Below are 21,161 nucleotides of genomic sequence, written 5' to 3'. Positions count from 1 at the left end.
TGGGCATGCCAGAAGTGACAAACTTTTGTACGTTCATATTAACTTTACAAAGCTGCCCAAAATCATTGCTAAACCAACACAGCCTTCATATGTTGCAGCCACATCCATAGGGGGAATGTATGAAGTTTTTAACGATTATGGTTCTCGCAAGTTTAACTTTGCCAATATTAGCCAACGCGCAATCAATCGATGATCGCGAAATTACGGCAGACATGGTTAACCAACTGACTACACTTAACGTGGAAGTCCAAGATGTCACAGAAAAATACCAACAAAAAAATAAATGGCAGCTTATGCTTGAGCAGGCAAAGTTTGAGAAAGAAAGTATCGAAGTGCCGACCAATTTCGATATCTTAAGCCAGGATCCGTTAGATCAGGCCATCGGTAAATTAGATAAAGTTGAAGTGATTGTTGATAAAATCATTAATATCGGTACAAAAATCTGGAACGTTCTTGAAAAAGGAAAGCCGGTGGCAAATTATCAGCAACAAAAAGCCACTGCAGTTCCACAAAATATCACAGCCTGGCAACAGTTAGAGGGTTGGTCTAATCCAAAATCGAAGTTCTATGAAATCACATACAAGAATTTGTATGGCATAACGGTAGCCAGACTGGTGTATAAGATTATCTTCTTAAGCGGCGGTAGCTACAAAGGCCAAGGTAAGTACATCGGTTATGCGTCTGTTGAACCACAAGAGTTTTCAACAGCTTACTTATACACATTCAATGTTCAGGCAAAGGTTGAATCGGTTTATAACAAAAACACTACGGAAAATCCAATTGCCGGTATGATTTTAAATATCAACTGGACAGTTTCAACTATTCTTAAAAAAGAAACTCAGAGCCATTCATTTCACATCGATGGTTTAGGAAACTTCCAGGCTTTATAATAAAAGCTTAATATTAAAATTTAATACTTTATCAAAATTAGATTTTGAAAATAAAAAAACCCAAGCTGATGAGGCCTGGGTTTTTTGTTTTTAAATGGAATAAAAACCTTATGATGGTTTTTCGAATTTAATTAAGACAGCCCCATTTTCGACTGAGTCGCCTTGTTTTACGCACACCTGTTTGATTTTGACATCGCTTGCGGCGCGCATTTCGTTTTCCATCTTCATGGCTTCCATAATTAATAAAGGCTTGCCGGCCTTAACTACTTCACCCTCTTTAGCGAAGATTTCGATAATTTTACCTGGCATACCGGCCTTCAGTTCAACGTTAGAACCAGCGCCACCACCTTTTTTCAATGATTCATGTAATAACATCTCGTCATTAAATATTTTAATCGTACGAAATGAGTTACGTGTAAAAACCGTGTATTCTGTGTCCTGCCCGAGAGCATCGATTAAGTAAGACTTACCTTCAAAAAGAAAGCTTACATATTCTTCAGCGTGCTGGAAGTCAGTTTTTGAAATGTCATAATGTTTCCATTCCTGACCTTCAAGCTGTAAAGACACCTTCCAAGAGTGACGTTCTTCGTGGACATCGACTTTATATTTTTTACCTTTTAGTTCTGCTTCAAAATACATATTCTCTATCCTCTACGTTCTTAGGGCGATCTTACGGCTAAGTGAGCGCCAGTTCGAGCGCACATTAAATCTACGTACATCTTTTGATTTGCGGTCTTCAAAAGCGGTAATTGCAGCAGCAATTAAGAAAACCGGGTCATTTACGTCACGGAACATTTGCGGTTCTAACACCTCAAAGTTCTTTTCGATGAACTGGGTCGTATAAGAACCATCTAAGAACTTTTCATGTCCTAAGATTGTTCTGTGTAAAACGATATTTGTTTTAATACCTGTTAACACGAATTCAGCTAATGCGCGTTGCATACGATCGATCGCCTCTTCACGGGTATCACCCCAAGTGATCACTTTACAGATCATTGGATCGTAGTAGATCGGCACTTCATAACCAGGGTAGGCGTATGAATCGATACGTAAAAACGGACCCTGCGGATGGCGGCAAGCGCGGATCTGGCCAGGTGATGGTTTATAAGTCGACGGATCTTCAGCACAGATACGCGCTTCAATCGCATGACCTTTTTGTTTGATGTCTTCTTGCTTGAAGCTCAGCTTGTGGCCTTTAGCCACAAAGATCTGCTCTTTAACCAAGTCAACACCGATAACAAGTTCAGTGATCGGATGTTCTACCTGAAGACGTGTATTCATCTCCATGAAGAAGAATTCTTTAGTCTGGTTATCGAAGATAAACTCAATCGTACCCGCACCGATATAGCCGATAGATTTAGCTGCGCGAACGGCAGCTTCACCCATTTTCAGTTTTACATCCATAGGCACACTTGGTGACGGAGATTCTTCGATAATCTTTTGGTGGCGACGCTGAACCGAACATTCGCGTTCGAATAAGTGCACTACGTTTCCGTGCGTATCGCCGAACACCTGAATCTCGATATGTTTCGGATCGTTGATAAATCTTTCGATGTAAACTGTAGGGTTGGCAAAGTAGTTCTGACCTTCAGAACGGCAAGCGCGGAACGCACTTTCAATTTCTGATTCCTGGCGAACAACGCGCATACCTTTACCACCGCCACCAGCAGTGGCTTTGATGATAATCGGTAAGCCGATTTTTTTAACTACCGCTAAAGCCTCTTCAACGGTTTCTACACCGCCGTCAGAGCCCGGAACCAACGGAACACCGGCTTTTTTCATTAATGCTTTAGCCGATAATTTATCGCCCATCGCTTCCATGTTTTCAGGTGTGGGGCCGATAAAAGTAATCCCGGCTTCTTTGCAGGCTCTTACAAAAATCGGATTTTCTGATAAGAACCCGTAGCCCGGATGGATCGCGTCGACGCCGGCAGCCTTAGCCACTTCGATAATTTTTTTGTAGTTTAAGTAGCTCTCTTTAGATGGGCTTGGACCGATATGGTAAGCCTCGTCAGCCAAGAATACGTGTAAACTTTCGCGGTCAGCATCACTAAATACTGCTACGGTGGCGATTCCCAACTCACGGCAGGCGCGAGTAACACGAATGGCAATCTCGCCGCGGTTAGCGATTAAGATTTTTTTAAACGGGGCATTCTGTGGGGTTGAAATTTCATGTGAATGCATAATTTCTCCTACAGAGGAATGTTACCGTGTTTTTTCGGAGGATTGGTGTCGCGTTTATTGCGTAACATTTCCAACGAGTCGATAATACGTTTACGGGTTAATGCAGGCTCGATCACTTCATCAGTGTAACCAAGATCTGCCGACACATAAGGATTAGAGAACATTTGTTCGTACTCAGCCGTCAATTTGGCGCGCTCTGCCGCAGGGTCTGCAGCCTTCGCGATTTTTTCACGGTGAATAATATTTACGGCACCCTCAGCACCCATTACCGCGATTTCGGCAGACGGGTAAGCTAGGTTCACATCCGCACGTAACAATTTAGAACCCATAACGATATAAGCACCGCCGTAAGCTTTACGTGTGATCACAGTTACCTTAGGAACAGTAGCTTCAGCATAAGCGTAAAGTAATTTAGCACCGTGAGTGATAATTCCGTTCCACTCTTGATCGCGGCCCGGTAAGAAACCCGGAACGTCAACGAAAGAAACGATTGGAATATTAAAAGCATCACAAAAGCGGATGAAGCGCGCGGCTTTTCTTGAGGCGTCGATATTTAAACAGCCCGCTAAGATTTGTGGTTGGTTAGCAACAATACCTACCGGGCGGCCGTTCATGCGGGCGTAACCAACGATAATGTTTTGTGCGAAATTTTTATGTACTTCCAGAAAATAGCCCTCATCCACAACTTCAGAAATGACCTGAAGCATGTCGTAAGGTTTTTTCGGGTTATCAGGAATTAATGTATTCAAAGTTTCTACGATACGGTCCGGAGAATCTTTAGTACCTAAGGTCGGAGAATCATCCAGGTTGTTAGAAGGGATAAAGTTCATTAATTCGCGGATTAATAATAAACAGTGCTTATCGTCGTTCGCCGTAAAGTGGCACACGCCAGATTTTTGTGAGTGTGTGGCCGCGCCACCTAACTCTTCTTTGGTTACATCTTCATGAGTTACCGTTTTGATAACATCTGGGCCGGTTACGAACATGTATGATGTATTTTCAACCATAAAGACGAAGTCCGTGATTGATGGCGAGTAAACCGCACCACCGGCGCACGGGCCCATAATCGCCGTGATCTGCGGGATAACACCCGAAGAAGTAACATTACGAGTGAAGATGTCTGCGTAACCGCCAAGAGATTCGATACCTTCCTGGATACGCGCACCACCAGAGTCGTTGATCGAAATAAAAGGGGCGCCGTTTTTAAGGGCTAAATCCATGACCTTGCAAATTTTGTTCGCCTGGGTGCGCGACATCGAGCCGCCGTTAACGGTGAAATCCTGTGAAGATAGATAAACTAATTTTCCGTTGATACGGCCGTAACCGGTGATGATGCCGTCACCTGGAACTTTATTTTTTTCCATTCCGAAGTTAGTACAACGATGAGTCATGAAACGGTCGGTTTCAACGAAGCTACCCGGATCAAGTAAAACCTCAACGCGCTCACGTGCAGTTAGTCGTCCGTTTTGTTTGTGTTTGGCAATTTTATCCGCACCGCCGCCAGCAAAGGCGCGGTCGTTTCTTTTTTCTAGATCTTGAATCTTTTGCAGCATGATATTTTCTGACATAGCAATTCAATGTCCTCTCTGTTTTAAGACAAAGAATTTACCACGCTTCAATCGAGAGAAACAAACTTTTTAGTGCTTTTACTCTCGTGATAATGCGCGCTGTGAAAACTCGTCTTCCGACAGGCCAGAGTTGGATTTAATGTTTGTCAGAATCAAATCGGTGCCTCTTTTATTGACTAAATTGCGCACTTTTATTGACTGAGCGCGATATGCTCCGCCAACTTGCACATAGCTTTCAAAATCGACGCGTTTTACGGCTTTGTTTTGTTTGTCATAGTACTCTAAACGGGCAGGCAGCTGTGTTTTTACAGAAATCAAAACCAAAGCTTTTGAGTAGCCAGTGGTGTTTGAGTTCGATTTAATTTCAACCAGAGCAAAATCCTGGTTATTCACTTTCATCTCTTTAAGCAAGGTTGCCTTTGAACCCTTTACCGTCGTGATATCTAAATCCTCAGGTGTAAGCTCAGAGCCTAAAACGCCGGCTTTTTTATTCTGGTTTCCCATGATCCGACGAACCTGCTTAGTCGAAGGCAGATACAACCACTGATTTTCTTCGCCGGCTTCGATGACGTTAAGTAAGGCAGTGCCCTTGAGATCAGCTGGTGCTTTCATACGCACCAACGTCATGTGTTTTTGGCCGAATTTACGTTTGATCTGCATTTGTCGCTCTTTAACGGAGCCGTCTTTTTCAATAATTTTCATTGTGACATCAGCAATGTCGTCTTTGCTGGCAATCAGAGATTGCGATTTTTTTAATAAAGCATTCACATCGATACCCGCTGAAAATGATTTTTGTGCAAAGACCAGAACAAAAACAAAAGAAGCGGCTGTCGCGGTAATCGCTTTCGGCGGAAGCATGGCTTGGTTTTTTAACAGAAAATTCGGATAACGTTTAATAAACGATGGTAAGAAAAGTAAATCAGCAAAAGCACCAGCGATAATCGACAGAATCATATACACCCCAAAAATTTTATTCATTTCAAAATATGAAAACGTAAATACAATAAATCCCGAAGCAACCAATACAGTGGCCAGCAAGCAGGGTATCATCTCAGAAACCAGCATCGACTTTACAGGCAGATACTCCACGAGATTTTTTTCTTTGATTACTTTTTTGAGTTTACCCAGTAAATACACCGTATTCGAAAAAGCCAGGCCGATTGCAATTGAAAAGATAATGGCAACACTTGGCTTAATCGGCGTGCGTGATGCAGCCAAAATTGCAATTAACGCCAGCGGCGGTACTAAATTTGGCAGGCACGCCACCAAGGCCCATTTGTAAGAGCGAAAAACGAAAACTAAAATGCATCCGATAACGACAATGGCATGCCAGAAGCTAAAGATAAGTTCTTTCGACATTTCTGAATTTAACTGGTGGGCACTGACACCCATGCCTGAGATATTGTAACGAATGCCTGGAAAGTGTTTTTGAATTAAATACTTAGATTGTTCCAAATCTTTTTGCTGAATATAATATGGCGTATCTTTAAGGCGCAGTTCTAATCGGGTTAAGTGATGCAACTGGTTTAAATAGGAAGCTGTCGGGTCGGTTTCGGCCATTGAAAATAAGAATAATGATTCTGAAGCTTCGGCTGCTGTAGCCGGCAGACGAGAACCTTTAGGTGAGGCCTTTTTTAATAAATCTGCCGTAGTGATCACAGACCCGACAGAGGCCAATTTTTTTAAGTCTTGAGATAAAAGATCTAAGTTTTTCATAGCCTTTGGGTCAACCCATGTTTTTTCTTCACCGAATAAAACAATGGATACAGGAATTGTTCCGCCGAAAGCTGTATCAATTTTTTCAGTGTTAATACGGGTAGCGCTATCTTTTGGCAGGTCGTCAAATAAACGGGTATTCCAGTTTAAAAAATTAAATCCAATGATACCAAAAAATAACAGACTGTAAGTCATAGCAATCACCGGGCGGCCGTGGTTTAAAAACCGCAAACTCCAGTAAGCTTTACGTGACGACCATGAGCGCAGCTCTACTTTAGGTAAAAACACTAAAGCCGGAATCATAAATAGCTGCGATAAAAACCAGCTTAAAACAATTACGGTCGAAACCGATTGGCCGTATTTGTAGATAATGCCGATATCAGAAGTCATTAACATTAAAAATCCGATTGCGGGCATGAGCGTAGCTAAAAAGTACTCTAAAAAATGTGAACGCAAATTTTCGATAATTCCTAAAAACTTTATTTTTACGTTTAGACTGCCGTATTCAGAAACTTTGGCTACACGTAACAAAATATGTACGGTTAATGAAATCGTCATCAGACTGACTAAAACCGGAAGGGTTGATAACAACACATCCAGCTTAATGCCAAAAAGCACTAACAGAGCGAGACTGATTACATTTACAAAAACCAAGTTAGCAACAGATAGCGCCAAACCTGACCAGCCCGCAAAAATGGTCATTAAGACACCGATAAAAACCAAGACACCAAAAAAAACAGACCGGATAAGCTCAACCTTTAATAATTTGGCGACATCATTTTGCAACAGGGGAACGCCGGCATACTGGGCCGTGATTGTCTTATATTTTGTATTAAATAAGTTATCCGCATAAGCCAAAAAGCTCTGCAGTTTTTCCGGAGTGTTATCGCTCAGCTCAACAACAAACAAAGTTTGCTTGTTGTTTTTTGATAGTAAATTTGGTTTTGCAATTGGGTGTGACGTGATCATTTTATTCCAGTATTTCGCGGGAACCTGGTCAAACAGGTCTCCGACATATAAATCCTGGTTTACTTCAAAGGTGCCCTGAATCTTGCCTAAACTGTATAGGGCTTTTACAGAATCCTGCGCTTCTAGATCTGAGGCAAGACGGCGCAGCTGATGAATATGGTTTTTATTTATCCAGGAGTCTTGATTCTTATTTTCGAGAATCATCACCAGACTGGATTTTTCCTGTAACTTAAAGTGCGCCACGACGCGACGTTCATGCTCAAGCAGTGCATGCTTCTTGGGAAAAAACTGCTTGATGTTATATTCGGATGAAAGATGTTTTAAACTGTAAAAACTTAGACAGAAAACCACAACTAAAGAAAATGCAAAAAATCTGATAAAAGTTTTCACACTTTTTTCAGACATTCGATTCAAATAATCTATAAATCTTTTCTGAATGCTCTTCATAAAAATTTCTTTCTACCGAATAGTTTATCCACGAGGGACTTATATGTTAAAAAACACGGAGCGTTTGATTTCATCGGATAAAATTAAAAAAACATGTAGAGGCATTTCAATAATTTTTGTTTTTTTGTTTTCTGCAAACGCAACTGCACAAAAGCTTTCCGGAAATTTATTAATTTCAACAACAAAGCTTAAGCAGACGCTGGAAGGTTTGATAACTGGGAAAAAACCGATAAGCGGCGTGTATGAAACTGCGATCTCGTTTCCGTCGGTGTTTCCGATTTCTGTAAACAACTTTCAATACAATCTGGATTGGCAGCAGGTGGAATTTAATCCGATAGTCAACCACAACATCCATTTTGCGCTGCTGCAGCCAGAGCTGGATATCCTGGTGCCTAAGCTGGAGATCGATACATATTTGGTGCAGGAAGTAAACGGTGCGGTTATCAAAGTACGTATTCAGACAGTATGTGAAAATATTAAGGTGGTTACTTCTACAGACGCTATTTCTGTGCTTGCCGCCATCTCCGGTGCGGCAAAATCGGATCATGTCGATTTGTCGGCAAATGTCACAGATATCAATCTTGGGGCGCCAAAATTGGTTGTGCAAAATTTTAAATGCAGCAACATCACCGGCTTTGAAGATATTATCGGCGACGAAATCCTGCAGCAGTTTTCACGCATCGATCTGTTTAAGCCATTATTATTGGGTAAAGTGAATGCTCTTTTAAAAGAACAGCTGCAAAAGCACGCCCTTAAAGCCGAACAGGTCATCAGAGATCAGATGCTGGGCGCAGAGGGCTTGTCGGCGCCAGTGTTCAGTCTGCTGCAGGTCAACGATCAATATATTGATATCGGCTTTGCTTTGAATGATGTTGCGGCCGTCTTAAAGCCCGTGACGGCGTATACGCTAAAGTCTGAAGCTGTTATGGTTGTCGATAAAGCTGAGCTGCAGTCCTACCTTAAGCAAAGTATGTCTGTAAAATTAGCCAAGCTTTCATACTCTTCAAAGAACATTACTGAGCTGGATAAATTAACCCGATCGCGCTTTAAGCAATTTTTTGTGTGGCCGGGTTTAATGAAATTACCCAAAGGACAAGAATTGATTCTGCGCCCGATGCTAGAGAATCTGGAGATTTCGCTAAAGCCAGACAGCTATGTAACTCATTTAAATATGACCGTCACTGCAGGAGTCTGGGTGCTAGCGTGCCAGGAGCCCATGATTTACTTACGTACGTACCTGCAAGCGGCTTCAAATATCGCAAACACCGCGCAGGTGAAAACCACCGTGCAGGCGCTATCCTCAAGCGCTGTTTATGATCAGGGCTTTCTTAACAAGTACAGTCCTTCTAAACGCATTTCGACAAACCTGGTGGATAAGACAGCTAAAAGTTTTTTTAACGACAACTGGGCGACAGCCAACTTAAGCGTGCTTAAGCTCACAGATACGGTGTCGGCATCGTTAAAAAAGATTTTTTACAGTAAAGAGAACAAGCTGTATTTCGAAATAGCCCTGAATAACTAAAAGCTGGTGCCGATTTTGAGTGATGCAGAATCGGCCTTATCGAAGTAAGACAAAAGCGATTCTTTTTTTCCACCTACAACCACCAGTTGCAATTCAGTAAAGGCATTTTGGGTGAAAAAATATTTGGGACGCAAGGTGGCCACGTAAGAGCCTTTGGCGCTGTCGTATAGCCCGCCGGCGAGCAAACTGAATTTATCGTTGGCGGCATAACGCAGCCCCAGAGCCTGCGCATTTTCATAAAGATTTGTCATTGTCGACAGATTGCTGTTGTCGACGCGACTGCTGATCTGCTGAGTGGTGGCTTCAAGTATAGCTATAAAGTTGCCGATTGTTTTTTCTAACGCAAGCGTGGTCATCAGCGTTTTTTGCGCTTCAGTTACTTCTTGATTGCTGTAGATTTTTATAATTAATCCCATCGACTCGAGCGGAATGTTAAAGCCGCCGCCATAGTTTTTAACTTTTTTCCAGCGCACATCCAGGTGAATCGGGTTATCCAGCTTGATGGCAAAAACCGGCGTTGCCGAAATCAGGGTTCCGGTCAAAGTCGGCGATATATCAGGTGAACTCGAGAGTGTTTCGGCCACCTGTAAAACGATATCCGTGTAGGAGGTAGTAATTTTTGTTTTAAAAACATAGTTGTTCTTTAAATCATTTGTTGAACGCTCTTCATTGTTAATGCGGTAATTGGGGTTATCGGGAAGTGTAATAAGATAACCATCTGATTCTGTCGGCAACACGCCTTCGCGGGGATACCAGGCGCTGCTTGCCTGCGGGATGACCGGGATTCTATTCAGCGGGGTAAATCCGAGCTCGAAGGCTAAGTAGTTATTTACGGCGAGCTCTGCTTTAAGGCCAAGAAGAGCCAGCTTGCCGGAGTGTAGCGGGTCTAAGTAATTTTTTGGCTGTTGATAATCGAGTGGGTCTAAAATATCGGGACCTTCTTTTTTCATCTGAAAAAAACCCAGCGTCCAACTTAGCTTCGAGCCGAAATATTTAAGTCCGGCTTCTTTTGCTTCCAAGAGCGCTTTATCCTGACCTTCGATTTTTAAATTATCGAGATAGTAGAGTTCAGGCGAAAGGGCAAATTCCCACTTTGAATTAAAGATAATTTTATTTTCGCTTGATAAAAAATAGAGGGCCTGATTTTTTTCGGCATACTCAGAATCTACCGAATAACTGTTGCCGGCGACATAGACTTCGGTTTTTGTGTCAAATTCCAAAGCCCATGCATCTTGTGTAATAAAAAACAGAAAAGAAAAAGCTAATAATGATACTTGCATTAAGGCGATGATAACATCGCACGTAACGCATCTAAAGCTTTTTTCACATTAACACGGCCACGCGTGCTGACTTGATATTCTGGATACACATCGACAGATGAATATAATGCCTGTTTGATCTGTTGTGCGGTGGCTGTAGGTACTGCACTCCACAATAACGCTGCAGCGCCAGAGACCATTGGTGCGGCCATGCTGGTGCCATCCATGTCATCGATGCGGTTAAGTGGGATCGTCGAATAAATCGAAACACCAGGGGCTGCGATATTTACCGTATGGTAGCCACGGTTTGAAAACGATATAAATCGATCATCAATTGTTGTGGCGGCCACATTGATCTGATTGGCAAAACGGAATGATGCCGGATAGTCCGGGTAATAATCTGAATTCACGCCTTCATTGCCGGCTGCCGTGACTACTAAAATGCCGCGATCAGAAAGTGATTTAACGGCATCTTTTAGAGATGTCACACAACCAGCGCCGCCCCAAGACATATTAATGATCTTAGCCCCTTTGTTGGCGACAGAGTTCATGGCTAAAATGGCTTCGCCTAACGAACCACCACCGGTGTTACTGATAAACTGAGCTCCTAAAATTTTTGCCGACGGCGCAACGCCAACCACCGGACCTAAATTTCCGTCAGCGGCAATGATACCGGCCACATGGGTTCCGTGAATATTTGTGTTTGGATCATTAATCTCGTTGTTGAATTGCTCGTTAGAAACAACGGCGGTCTGTAACTGCACGTGGGTGCTGTCAATCATACCATCGACAACGCCGACTTTAACGCCCTGGCCGCGGTAACCCTGCGCCCAGACCTGATCAGCGCCGATTCTTTCAGGGCCCCAGCTTAAGCTTGAAGCGTTAACCTGCACGTCCGAACTTTTAGCCATCGGGCGTAAACGGATCTGGTAATCGCGGTCGACATGTTTAATAAGAGCTAAATTGTCTTTGACGAAAGTTTCTCTGAATTCGTCGTCGGTTGTGCCCGCGGGTGTTGTTTCAACTGTGATTGAACCATCTTCCCACTGTACGACGTAGCGGTTAGAAAGAGTGTTTGTTTCGCAATAAGCTTGTGCGTTTTCTGAGAATACAGATTCTTTCGTTTTGCCTGAACTACAGCCGGTTAAAGCTACTAGACCTAGGACCATCATGGCGATCTGTAAATTATTTCTCATTGTTCTCATTTCTGCACCAGCAAGTACATTCCCGTTATTACTTGTGATGAACTTTTGAGAACTGATCGGTTAGTTCTGATACATAACCTAGTCCTGACTGAATCGTTTTAAGAAAATCTGGACCCAGAAAATCATGGCTATAAAAACTTGTTTTAAGAGGTATTAGGATGGCTGAGCCGGCCCTTTAGGATAAGGTCTGGCCGAGGCAGATCAACACAGGAAGTAAGGCTCTAGCCTTACGGTTGCCTCCGCCGCGCAAATCGGCTAGTCTGGCTTTCATGAAAAAAACAGTACGTAATCTATTTAAAGAGAGTGATAAATTAATCGGCCAACAAGTTCAGTTATCCGGCTGGGTCAGAAAGATTCGTGACCAGAAGAGCTTTGGTTTTATCGAGCTTAATGACGGCAGCTTTTTTAACGGTGTACAAATTGTTTTTGATGATAAGCTTTCTAACTTTGAAGAAGTCGCAAAATTATCAATCGCCAGTTCGATTGAAGTTGTCGGCACGGTTGTTAAATCTGAAGGTGCTGGTCAGGCATTTGAAGTTAAAGCTTCAGGCGTTAAAGTGTTTCAGAAAGCTGACGCGGATTACCCATTACAGAACAAGCGTCACAGCATGGAGTTCTTACGCGAGATTGCGCATTTACGTCCGCGCTCAAATACGTTTTCGGCGGTATTTCGCGTACGTTCAGTTCTTGCATATGCAATCAATAAATTTTTTCAGGAAAAAAATTTCGTTCTTGTGCACACGCCGATTATCACTGGCTCTGATGCAGAAGGTGCCGGCGAGATGTTTCGTGTGACCACGCTTAACTTAGATAAACTACCACGCACCAAAGATGGTCATATAGATATGACTCAGGATTTCTTCGGTAAAACAACAAGCTTAACGGTGAGCGGCCAGTTAAACGGCGAAACTTTTGCGGCAGCTTTTGGTAACATTTATACCTTCGGTCCGACTTTCCGCGCTGAAAACTCGAATACTTCGCGCCACGCGGCTGAGTTCTGGATGATCGAACCGGAAATGGCGTTTGCCGATTTATCAGCGAACATGGATATCGCTGAAGAGATGGTTAAATACATTATCCGCTATGTGATGGAGCAGTGTCCGGAAGAAATGAACTTCTTTAACCAGTTCATTGAAAAAGGTTTATTCGACAAGCTGAACAACGTTTTAAATAACGAATTCGGCAGACTTTCCTACACAGAAGGTATCGAGATCTTAAAAAAATCAGGTAAAAAATTCGAATACCCGGTTGAATGGGGCACGGATTTACAATCTGAACACGAGAGATATTTGGCTGAAGAACACTTTAAAAAACCGGTATTCTTAACGGATTATCCGAAAGAGATTAAAGCGTTTTATATGAAACAAAATCCGGACGGAAAAACCGTGCGTGCGATGGATCTGTTGGTTCCAGGCATTGGCGAGATGATCGGTGGTTCACAACGTGAAGATAACTTAGAAATCTTAGAGGCGCAGATGAAACGCATCGGTTTAGAGCCAAAAGATTACACGTTTTATACAGATTTGCGCCGCTTCGGCAGTTTTCCGCACTCGGGCTACGGCTTAGGTTTTGAACGTATGCTTATGTATGTCACTGGAATGGGTAACATCCGTGATGTCATCCCATTCCCGCGTACCCCAAAGAATGCGTTGTTTTAAATCTTAGAGATAAATTCTTTTAAGAAGTCACAGAAACTTTTTTCTACGCGCTTAGCGGTTACCGTAACTTCATCGTGCGTTAACTTGTGAGCGCTGATGCCGGCCGCTAAGTTCGTGATACAGCTAATCGCCGCGACTCTTAAACCCATGTGGTTGGCAGCGATCACTTCCGGAACGGTCGACATCCCTACGGCTTTACCGCCCATTGATTTGAACATGCGGATCTCAGATGGTGTTTCGTAAGTTGGACCGGTTACGCCGATATAAGTTCCTTTATGAAAAAACACTTTCTGGGCGCGAAATATTTTTTCGGCCATTTCAGTTAATTCTTTATCATAAGCTTGGGTCATGTCCGGAAAACGCGGACCAAGCTCTTTAATGTTCGGTCCCATCAGCGGGTTAGTGCCCATCATGTTGATGTGATCTTCGATAATCATAAAATCACCGGCATTCATGCCATCGCCGTAGCCGCCGGCCGAGTTGGTCACGATTAAGATTTCAATGCCAAGAGCTGCCATGACCCTTGTCGGAAACACAACCGTGTTCATGTCGTGGCCTTCGTAGTAGTGCAGACGCCCCTGCAGGACGGCTAATTGTACGCCGTTGATATCGCCTAAGATTAAATTACCTGAGTGGCCTTCAACGGTTGTCGGGATAAAGTTTGGAATCGCATTGAACGGAAATGTGGTTTCCACATTCATGTGTTGTACGAAATGGCCAAGGCCCGAACCTAAGATTACACCGATACGCGGTTTAACTTTAGATTGGCTTTTAATATAGGTTACGGCGTCAGTGATATTCTGTACGACATTGTTGTTCATCATAGTAGGACCTCTTTAATCAATTTGTGTGGTAACGGCTTCTGCGCAGAAACCGTTACGGATTCAGTTAAAAATGATTTTGTTTCAGCAACTAAGGCTTCGTTATCGCAGTGAATGGTAAATATCACATCACCGGCACGAACTTGGTCGCCGATTTTTTTATGAAATTCGATGCCGGTCAGGGGATCGATCAAATCTTCAGTGATGCGGCGTCCGGCTTTTAAGACAATACCGGCGATTCCCACCTTTTCCACATTAAAGCCAGAGATGTAACCACTAGCGGTAGCAGTCACCTGAAATTGCTTTTTGGCAAAATTAAGTTGGGATAGATTTCCACCTTGTTTTCCACACATCTTTTCAAAGATTTCCAGAGCCCGCCCAGATTCTAAAGCGTCTACCGCTAGGGCATAGGCCTCTTCGACCGACTTGGTTTTTCCGGATAAGTGAATCATATGGGCAGAAAGTTGCAATGATAATTCTCGCGTATCTTCATACATATCGTAGCCATCGGCACTGACATGCTTTTTATTTTTCATGATCTCGACACATTCAAAAACTTCAAAGGCGTTACCGGCGTAACGGCCAAGCGGCTGATCCATAGAAGTAATGAGCGAGACCACCTTTTTGCCGTAACCGTGACCAATCGCCATAAGTTGGCGCGCCAACTCATGCGCGTTTTCAGCGGTCTTCATGAACGCACCAGATCCGAATTTTACATCAAGCACGAGCCCGTCAATTCCTTCGGCAATTTTTTTCGACATAATGCTGGCACAGATCAACGGGTAGCTTTCAACCGTTGCGGTGACATCACGTAAAGCATAGATCTTTTTATCGGCAGGGCAGATATCTTTTGTCTGCCCGATAAAACAAGTGCCGATTTCTTTGGTGATGCGGATAAAGTCTTCCAGGCTTTGCTGGGTATTAAAGCCGGGGATGGATTCTAACTTATCTAAAGTTCCGCCGGTGTGACCAAGGCCGCGGCCAGAAATCATCGGAACAAACACACCACAGGCGGCAACCACCGGGCCAAGAATAAGACTGGTTTTATCACCAACGCCACCGGTAGAGTGTTTATCAACTTTAAAGCCGGGGATGGAAGATGTGTCTACGACAATACCTGAATGCAGCATAGTTTTGGTCAATGCCAGAGTTTCAGGTGTGGTCATGCCTTTAAAATAGATGGCCATTAGTAACGCTGACATTTGGTAATCAGGAACCGTGCCGCGCGTGTAACCTAAAATAAAATCTTCGATTTCTTTTTCAGAAAGTTCAAAGCCGTTTCTTTTCTTTTTAATAATTTCTGCCGGTAACATTAGTAACCTGTTTTTCCAGCTTGGTTAGTTACAATAGCAACACCTGAACTTGTACCGATGCGGGTAGCGCCGGCCTGAATCATTTTCACAGCGGCCTCGAAGTCACGAACGCCGCCAGAGGCTTTAACCTGTGCTTTGTTCTGCACAATAGATTTCATTAACGTGACATCTTCAACGGTTGCCCCGCCGCCACTGAATCCGGTAGCGGTTTTTACGAACTGAGCTCCCGCATGCAGACTGATTTCACAGATTTTACGTTTTTCATCGTCGGTTAACATATGGGTTTCTAAAATAACTTTAACGGGGTGGCCTTGTGCGGCCATGACAACTTCTTTAATATCTTTTTCAACATACGACCAATCCTGCGATTTGACTGCGCCAAGATGCACGACCATATCGATCTCGGTTGCACCCAAGTTTAACGCACGGGTGGTTTCAAAAACTTTTGTTGATGTATCGCAGACGCCTAACGGAAAGCCGATCACCGAGGCAATTTTAACAGAGCTGTTTTTAAGAATGTCTTTACAAACAGAGATCATTGATGAGTTTACACATACGGCATAAAATTTATGTGTCATTGCCTCTTCACAAAGTTTTTGGATCTGAGCACGCGTAGCTTCAGGTTTTAATAAAGTGTGATCAATGTATTGGGCAATATCTTCGGGAGCTAATTTTTTTAAATCGGATGTCATTGTTCAATTTGACATCCGATCGTTGTCTTAAGCAACTTTTTTTCCAGTAGGAGTGATGCCACCTGAGCCCGGTGCCGCTTCTTTGCCTAAGAAAGAGCGCGCATCGGCATCAAGGATAAGACCTTTTTTAACAAGATCATCGAGGTACTTTTCAAAAAGAACCATACCTTGGCTTGCACTGGTTTGAATAATCGACGGAATTTGATGGTTTTTACCTTCGCGAATCAAGTTAGCTACGGCACGAGTACCCTTCATGACTTCAAATGCGGCAACGCGACCCATTTTATCTGCACGCGTGAAAAGCGTTTGTGCCACAACACCGCGTAATGATTCAGCCAACATGGCGCGGATCTGCGCTTGTTGTCCCGACGGGAAAACGTCAATGATACGATCGATCGTTTTTACCGCTGAGTTGGTGTGAAGTGTTCCAAAAACCAAGTGACCGGTTTCGGCGGCAGTTAATGCCAAAGAAATCGTTTCTAAGTCACGAAGCTCACCCACCAGAATGATATCCGGATCTTCACGTAAGCTGGCTTTTAAAGCGTTTGAGAAGGATTTTGTATGTGCGCCAACCTCACGCTGGTTCACTAATGATTTTAAATTTGGATGTACGAACTCGATTGGGTCTTCAACGGTAATGATATGCGCTTCACGAGTGGCGTTGATATGTTGAATCATCGCAGCAAGTGTTGTTGATTTACCCGAACCGGTTGGGCCAGTGACAAGAACAAGGCCACGATCGTTTTCAACCAGGTCAACAATTGTCTGTGGTAAATTTAATTCGGTCGCTGATTTAATTTTTTCAGGAATTGTACGGAATACAGCGCCTAAGCCTTTGCGCTGCATGAAGATGTTACAGCGAAAACGCCCCACACCTTCTAAAACGTAGGCGAAATCAAGCTCCCATTTTTCCACGAAAGCTTTCTTTTGTTTTTCATTTAAGATTTCGAAGATCAAGCCTTGTACGTCTTGGCTTGTCAATTGGCGGTAATTCAGTGGCGACATTATACCGTGAACACGAAGATAGGGAGGTGCGCCGCTTGTCACGTGCAAATCCGAAGCTTTCTGCTCAACCATTAATCGAAATAGATCATCAATTGTAGCCATGACTTTAACCTCACATTGCTTAACAAAATAATATTCGGTAAAATTGTCTTCGAAGTTAACAGGCGCATAGTCTAGGAGTCCCTTTATGGCAGCAGAAATTCTGATAAATGTTCGACCGCTGGAAACACGCGTGGCCTACGTCGAGTCGGGGATTCTGATGGATTTAAAGGTCGAGCGTAAGTCATCACCGACCTGGGTCGGCACAATCCACCGTGGGATCGTAACCAGAGTACTTCCAGGCATGCAGGCGGCCTTTGTCGACATTGGTCTGGAGAAGGCGGCGTTTTTATACGTCGGTGATATTTTAACTGAAGAAGGCAAAGAATTTTTTGCAGATGATGACGATCATGAGCACAAATCAGGTGACGATAACCAGGATTACCGCGGAAATCGTGATATCAAAACGCCGATTCAGGATTTGATCAAAGAAGGCCAGCATCTGATGGTGCAGGTCGCAAAAGATCCGCTGGGTACGAAAGGTGCGCGTATTACCACGCATATTTCATTACCGGGCCGTGGTGTGGTGTATATGCCATATGTAAAACACATCGGTATCTCGCGCAAAATCGAAGAAGAAAGCGAAAAAGAACGCCTAAAAAAGTTAGTGCAAAAAATCAATCCATCAGGAGGGGTGATTGTCAGAACCGCTGCTGAGGGTGCTACCGAAGAATCACTTAAATCAGATATCGAGTATCTTGACCGTTTAGGAAAAGAAATTCAGAAAAATTATGAAAAGAAAAAAACCGCTGGCTTGGTTCATGCCGAGATCGACGTTGAGCTGCGTGCCTTACGTGATTTAATGAACGAAGAAGTCACAACGGTTTGGGTCGATGACGAAGAAGTCTATAAAAAAGTTTCTAAGTTTGTGACCCAATTAATGCCGAAATACAAACAGAACATCATTTTCTACAACGAAAAAAAGCCGCTCTTTGATCTTTACGATGTTGATCTGGAAATTTCACGTGCGACCGAGAGAAAAGTCTGGCTTAAATCCGGCGGTTACATCGTAGTCGATGAGGCTGAAGCGCTGGTTGTGGTCGATGTAAATACCGGAAGTTATGTCGGTAAAAAAGATTTAGAAGATACAATCTTAAAAACCAACTTAGAAGCGGTTAAAGAAATCGCCCATCAATTACGTGTACGCAATGTCGGCGGTATCATTATTATTGATTTTATCGATATGGAAAAAGAAACCCATCGTGAGCAAGTGTTACAGGCACTGCAAGAAGAGCTTAAGAAAGACCGCGTGCGCACCAATGTGACCTCAATGTCTGAACTTGGTTTGGTCGAAATGACCCGTAAACGTATCCGTCCAAGCCTGGTTAAAACCCTTTGTGAGCCTTGTTCTTACTGTGATGGTAAGGGCTATATTAAACGCAAGGCCACTATTGCTAACGAGATCTTCCGCGAAATTGAGCGCGAAGTGGGTTTAACCGAATCCACCAAGAAAAATTTGATCATCCACTGCCATGCTGAAATTGTAGACTGGATTTATGAGGTCGAAAACGAAACCCTGGAGCACTTAGAAAAGCGCTTTGGTCACTCTATTGCCTTTAAAATCGAAACCACCTACCACTTAGAGCAATACGAGATTTTCGATAACTAACTAGTTTACTTACTCTAGTTTTTAACATAGATTCCGCGCCATGAAAAAGATCAGGGAATTATCGTTAGCTATTATGGCTATTCTAGGCTTTGCTATGTCAGAAGCGCAAGCCAGACACCATAATCAGTATTTACAGAATTATTGTGAAAAAAACGGCGGCAAATTCATCAGCCAGCTCACTTGTGAAGAGTCAGGGCGCGTCCGTAAAGAGGAATTTTGCCACTACCAGAACGCTGATCAGCAGTCGCTGTATTTTAACGGCTGTAACAGCGATAATCAGGATGGTTACCGCATATATTTCTTTAAAGCCTGCCTTATCCATGATTTCTGCTACCACAATGAGCCGCGAGTGAGCGGTAAAACCCGCAAAGACTGCGATAAAGAGTTTAAAGAAAACATGTTAGACATTTGTAAAACCGATGCGCGCAATGGTAATAAACATTTTATGTGTAAAACCATGGCCAATGCATACTATCGTGCGGTACGCCTTGGCGGAGAAGAGTCTTGGCGCTGTATGAAAAGTAGCTTTCGGTACCCGACTAACATGGATGACCTTCCGTAAGGAGTATGAAATGAAAAAATTGTTCACTTTCACAGTTGCGAGCTTGCTGGTGACTTCTTCTGCCTGGGCAGATCGGATCTTAAGAGATTATTGCTTACAAACCGGTGGTGAAGTCGTGCAAGAGTGGACCTGTCCTGCCACGGGCTCCCTTAAAACCGGCGAAGCCTGCAAACAAAGAAATGCCGATGGCGGCGTGATGTACTTTAACGGCTGTTCAGCTCCGGAAGGTAAGTATAAAGATTTATTCTTTAGAGCCTGTATTATTCACGATCTTTGTTACCACCACGAACCGCAAACCAATGGTAAATCAAAAATCGACTGCGACGACGACTTTTTAAAAAACATGAAAAAAATCTGCAAAAAGACCAATCCTTTAAGTCTTGAGTGCGGTATTGCGGCGCAGACTTTCTATGCGGCGGTGGCTAGCGCCGGAGACACGGCGTTTCGCTGCTCAAAAGAAAATGTTCAGTACCCAACCGATATGGATCAGCTCCCGCTGCCATCACCGGTACCGTTTTTATTCTAGATTATTTTTCCCCGCCACAGATCTTTAAGAAAGGCTTCAACGTCTAAGCTCTGTGGATCGCGGCTGATCAGATAAGATTTTTTTACCGGAAACTTTGCCGTGAATTTTTTAAGCCTGCGCATATGCTGGTTGTTGATCGACCTAGTGCCTCGGACTTCGATAGCCGTTTCATTATTTATTAAAAAATCAATTTCGTTACCCTGGTAATCACACCAGAATTCAATCTTGGTGTTCGGAGCACGGTAGTTTTTATAAGCCATCAGCTCGAGCAAAATAAAATGCTTTAAAGCGCTTTCGGATTTTTCGAAATCCTGCTCGAGATTAAAATCATTTTTTAGAGCGTTGGCGACACCGACGTCGAAGAAATAAAATTTAGAGCGTTTAGCGCCTTTACGCGATGTCGTACATTGGATCTCATAACCAAGGTGCATCTTCTTAAGCAATTCAAAGTACTCGCGTACTGTGCGTGCCGGCGCTTCGCAAATTTTTGCAATCTCTTCAAAATGTAAAAACTGGCCGTTGTAGTCTGCGGCCACGTTCAGAAAGCGCGAAAAGTTTTCGATCTTTCTGATTTTTCCGGTCTGAATCAGGTCCGCCTGAAACAAAAGACCGACATAATCATTTAAAAGCACATCCTTGTGCTCATGACTGTATACCGAAGGTAAAGAACCATAACTTAAAACCTGATCCAGTATAAAATCGCCTTGCAGTTCTTCATAGCAAAACGGCAAAAGCGACAGCGTCTCAGTTTTTTCCGCATTTAGAGCGGGGTGGTTCTTCATCTGTTGTGAAGCCGATAAAATAAAATGCACATTCTGCGTTTTATTTAAGTGCTCCACTTGATCCAGTAACGATGGCAAACGGTTCACGTTATCCAGCGCCACTGTCTTCATCTCTGGTGTAAGCAATTTCTCGATGATGTTCTTCTGAAATGAAAGTTTTCTGAATGTATCCGCTTCCTGCAGGTTTAAATACAAATCGACCGAAGAGAGGCTCTTCAGGTACGAGCTTTTTCCCGTCTGACGGGGAGAAAGCAACAGCAGGTTCTTCTTCAAAGGGGCCTTTAAGGGAGGGGCGATCCTTCTTTTATGGATAACATCCATGTGCCCATACCAT

At 43.3% G+C, this 21,161-nt stretch carries 17 protein-coding genes; 6 read left to right on the top strand and 11 right to left on the bottom strand.

Going from position 1 to position 21,161, the window contains the following annotated elements; translation table 11 throughout:
• Positions 1-119 precede the first annotated feature (119 nt).
• A complete protein-coding gene (locus AC04MM_RS04880; RefSeq protein WP_475379204.1) occupies positions 120-890 on the top strand; it encodes a hypothetical protein in 771 nt (256 codons plus the stop codon).
• Positions 891-998: 108 nt separating this feature from the next.
• Here the strand turns inward: AC04MM_RS04880 and AC04MM_RS04875 are convergent, their stop codons facing one another.
• From AC04MM_RS04875 to AC04MM_RS04860, 4 genes are all read right to left on the bottom strand, one after another.
• Positions 999-1,529 carry an acyl-CoA carboxylase biotin carboxyl carrier protein subunit gene (locus tag AC04MM_RS04875; protein WP_475379203.1) on the bottom strand — a complete coding sequence of 177 codons (531 nt, stop codon included), beginning with the start codon at positions 1,527-1,529 and terminating at the stop codon, positions 999-1,001.
• A gap of 12 nt (positions 1,530-1,541) precedes the next feature.
• Positions 1,542-3,074 carry an acetyl-CoA carboxylase biotin carboxylase subunit gene (gene accC, locus AC04MM_RS04870; RefSeq protein WP_475379202.1) on the bottom strand — a complete coding sequence of 511 codons (1,533 nt, stop codon included), beginning with the start codon at positions 3,072-3,074 and terminating at the stop codon, positions 1,542-1,544.
• An 8-nt stretch (positions 3,075-3,082) separates the two neighbouring features.
• A complete protein-coding gene (locus tag AC04MM_RS04865; protein WP_475379201.1) occupies positions 3,083-4,642 on the bottom strand; it encodes an acyl-CoA carboxylase subunit beta in 1,560 nt (519 codons plus the stop codon).
• A gap of 78 nt (positions 4,643-4,720) precedes the next feature.
• Complete coding sequence (locus tag AC04MM_RS04860; protein ID WP_475379200.1) at positions 4,721-7,732, bottom strand: outer membrane lipoprotein-sorting protein; 3,012 nt, start codon at positions 7,730-7,732, stop codon at positions 4,721-4,723.
• An 85-nt stretch (positions 7,733-7,817) separates the two neighbouring features.
• On the opposite strand from AC04MM_RS04860, the gene AC04MM_RS04855 reads away from it, so the two are divergent.
• Positions 7,818-9,296, top strand: coding sequence for a hypothetical protein (locus tag AC04MM_RS04855; protein ID WP_475379199.1), 1,479 nt, complete (start codon positions 7,818-7,820; stop codon positions 9,294-9,296).
• Here AC04MM_RS04855 and AC04MM_RS04850 read toward each other — a convergent pair.
• Positions 9,293-10,576 carry a hypothetical protein gene (locus AC04MM_RS04850; RefSeq protein WP_475379198.1) on the bottom strand — a complete coding sequence of 428 codons (1,284 nt, stop codon included), beginning with the start codon at positions 10,574-10,576 and terminating at the stop codon, positions 9,293-9,295. The two genes, AC04MM_RS04855 and AC04MM_RS04850, sit on opposite strands and share 4 nt — an antisense overlap.
• Positions 10,576-11,751, bottom strand: a complete 1,176-nt coding sequence (locus AC04MM_RS04845; protein ID WP_475379197.1) for a S8 family peptidase — start codon at positions 11,749-11,751, stop codon at positions 10,576-10,578. The genes AC04MM_RS04850 and AC04MM_RS04845 overlap by 1 nt, the downstream gene beginning before the upstream one ends.
• A 278-nt stretch (positions 11,752-12,029) precedes the next feature.
• Between AC04MM_RS04845 and asnS the strand changes: the two genes are divergently transcribed.
• On the top strand, positions 12,030-13,418 hold the full coding sequence (asnS, locus tag AC04MM_RS04840; protein WP_475379196.1) for an asparagine--tRNA ligase: 1,389 nt from the start codon (positions 12,030-12,032) through the stop codon (positions 13,416-13,418).
• On the opposite strand, the gene AC04MM_RS04835 is transcribed toward asnS, so the two are convergent.
• Genes AC04MM_RS04835 through AC04MM_RS04820 form a run of 4 tightly spaced genes read right to left on the bottom strand, consistent with a single transcriptional unit; the run spans position 13,415 to position 17,351 of the window.
• Positions 13,415-14,242, bottom strand: coding sequence for a purine-nucleoside phosphorylase (locus AC04MM_RS04835; RefSeq protein WP_475379195.1), 828 nt, complete (start codon positions 14,240-14,242; stop codon positions 13,415-13,417). The genes asnS and AC04MM_RS04835 overlap by 4 nt on opposite strands.
• A complete protein-coding gene (locus tag AC04MM_RS04830; protein ID WP_475379194.1) occupies positions 14,239-15,552 on the bottom strand; it encodes a thymidine phosphorylase in 1,314 nt (437 codons plus the stop codon). Before AC04MM_RS04830 ends, AC04MM_RS04835 begins: the two co-directional genes overlap by 4 nt.
• Complete coding sequence (deoC, locus tag AC04MM_RS04825; protein WP_475379193.1) at positions 15,552-16,244, bottom strand: deoxyribose-phosphate aldolase; 693 nt, start codon at positions 16,242-16,244, stop codon at positions 15,552-15,554. Before deoC ends, AC04MM_RS04830 begins: the two co-directional genes overlap by 1 nt.
• A gap of 27 nt (positions 16,245-16,271) precedes the next feature.
• Positions 16,272-17,351, bottom strand: coding sequence for a type IV pilus twitching motility protein PilT (locus AC04MM_RS04820; protein ID WP_475379192.1), 1,080 nt, complete (start codon positions 17,349-17,351; stop codon positions 16,272-16,274).
• 85 nt (positions 17,352-17,436) lie between these two features.
• Here AC04MM_RS04820 and AC04MM_RS04815 point away from each other — a divergent pair, with 85 nt between their 5' ends.
• The 3 genes from AC04MM_RS04815 to AC04MM_RS04805 are packed head-to-tail and all read left to right on the top strand — an operon-like array spanning position 17,437 to position 20,045.
• On the top strand, positions 17,437-18,957 hold the full coding sequence (locus AC04MM_RS04815) for an Rne/Rng family ribonuclease (protein ID WP_475379191.1): 1,521 nt from the start codon (positions 17,437-17,439) through the stop codon (positions 18,955-18,957).
• A gap of 40 nt (positions 18,958-18,997) precedes the next feature.
• Positions 18,998-19,519, top strand: a complete 522-nt coding sequence (locus tag AC04MM_RS04810; RefSeq protein ID WP_475379190.1) for a phospholipase A2 — start codon at positions 18,998-19,000, stop codon at positions 19,517-19,519.
• Between the two features lie 10 nt (positions 19,520-19,529).
• The gene (locus AC04MM_RS04805; protein ID WP_475379189.1) at positions 19,530-20,045 is read left to right on the top strand and encodes a hypothetical protein; all 516 of its coding nucleotides are present in this window, start codon (positions 19,530-19,532) and stop codon (positions 20,043-20,045) included.
• Here the strand turns inward: AC04MM_RS04805 and AC04MM_RS04800 are convergent.
• The gene (locus AC04MM_RS04800) at positions 20,042-21,100 is read right to left on the bottom strand and encodes an ATP-binding protein (protein ID WP_475379188.1); all 1,059 of its coding nucleotides are present in this window, start codon (positions 21,098-21,100) and stop codon (positions 20,042-20,044) included. The two genes, AC04MM_RS04805 and AC04MM_RS04800, sit on opposite strands and share 4 nt — an antisense overlap.
• Positions 21,101-21,161: the final 61 nt, after the last annotated feature.

Source organism: Bdellovibrio sp. SBM16 (assembly GCF_056175625.1).
This window is presented reverse-complemented; position numbering and strand designations above follow the sequence as displayed.

Coding starts and splice junctions, on each gene's coding strand:
- AC04MM_RS04880 (WP_475379204.1), top strand. CDS start 120: ATGAAGTTTTTAACGATTATGGTTCTCGCAAGTTTAACTTTGCCAATA.
- AC04MM_RS04875 (WP_475379203.1), bottom strand. CDS start 1,529: ATGTATTTTGAAGCAGAACTAAAAGGTAAAAAATATAAAGTCGATGTC.
- accC (WP_475379202.1), bottom strand. CDS start 3,074: ATGCATTCACATGAAATTTCAACCCCACAGAATGCCCCGTTTAAAAAA.
- AC04MM_RS04865 (WP_475379201.1), bottom strand. CDS start 4,642: ATGTCAGAAAATATCATGCTGCAAAAGATTCAAGATCTAGAAAAAAGA.
- AC04MM_RS04860 (WP_475379200.1), bottom strand. CDS start 7,732: ATGTCTGAAAAAAGTGTGAAAACTTTTATCAGATTTTTTGCATTTTCT.
- AC04MM_RS04855 (WP_475379199.1), top strand. CDS start 7,818: ATGTTAAAAAACACGGAGCGTTTGATTTCATCGGATAAAATTAAAAAA.
- AC04MM_RS04850 (WP_475379198.1), bottom strand. CDS start 10,576: ATGCAAGTATCATTATTAGCTTTTTCTTTTCTGTTTTTTATTACACAA.
- AC04MM_RS04845 (WP_475379197.1), bottom strand. CDS start 11,751: ATGAGAAATAATTTACAGATCGCCATGATGGTCCTAGGTCTAGTAGCT.
- asnS (WP_475379196.1), top strand. CDS start 12,030: ATGAAAAAAACAGTACGTAATCTATTTAAAGAGAGTGATAAATTAATC.
- AC04MM_RS04835 (WP_475379195.1), bottom strand. CDS start 14,242: ATGATGAACAACAATGTCGTACAGAATATCACTGACGCCGTAACCTAT.
- AC04MM_RS04830 (WP_475379194.1), bottom strand. CDS start 15,552: ATGTTACCGGCAGAAATTATTAAAAAGAAAAGAAACGGCTTTGAACTT.
- deoC (WP_475379193.1), bottom strand. CDS start 16,244: ATGACATCCGATTTAAAAAAATTAGCTCCCGAAGATATTGCCCAATAC.
- AC04MM_RS04820 (WP_475379192.1), bottom strand. CDS start 17,351: ATGGCTACAATTGATGATCTATTTCGATTAATGGTTGAGCAGAAAGCT.
- AC04MM_RS04815 (WP_475379191.1), top strand. CDS start 17,437: ATGGCAGCAGAAATTCTGATAAATGTTCGACCGCTGGAAACACGCGTG.
- AC04MM_RS04810 (WP_475379190.1), top strand. CDS start 18,998: ATGAAAAAGATCAGGGAATTATCGTTAGCTATTATGGCTATTCTAGGC.
- AC04MM_RS04805 (WP_475379189.1), top strand. CDS start 19,530: ATGAAAAAATTGTTCACTTTCACAGTTGCGAGCTTGCTGGTGACTTCT.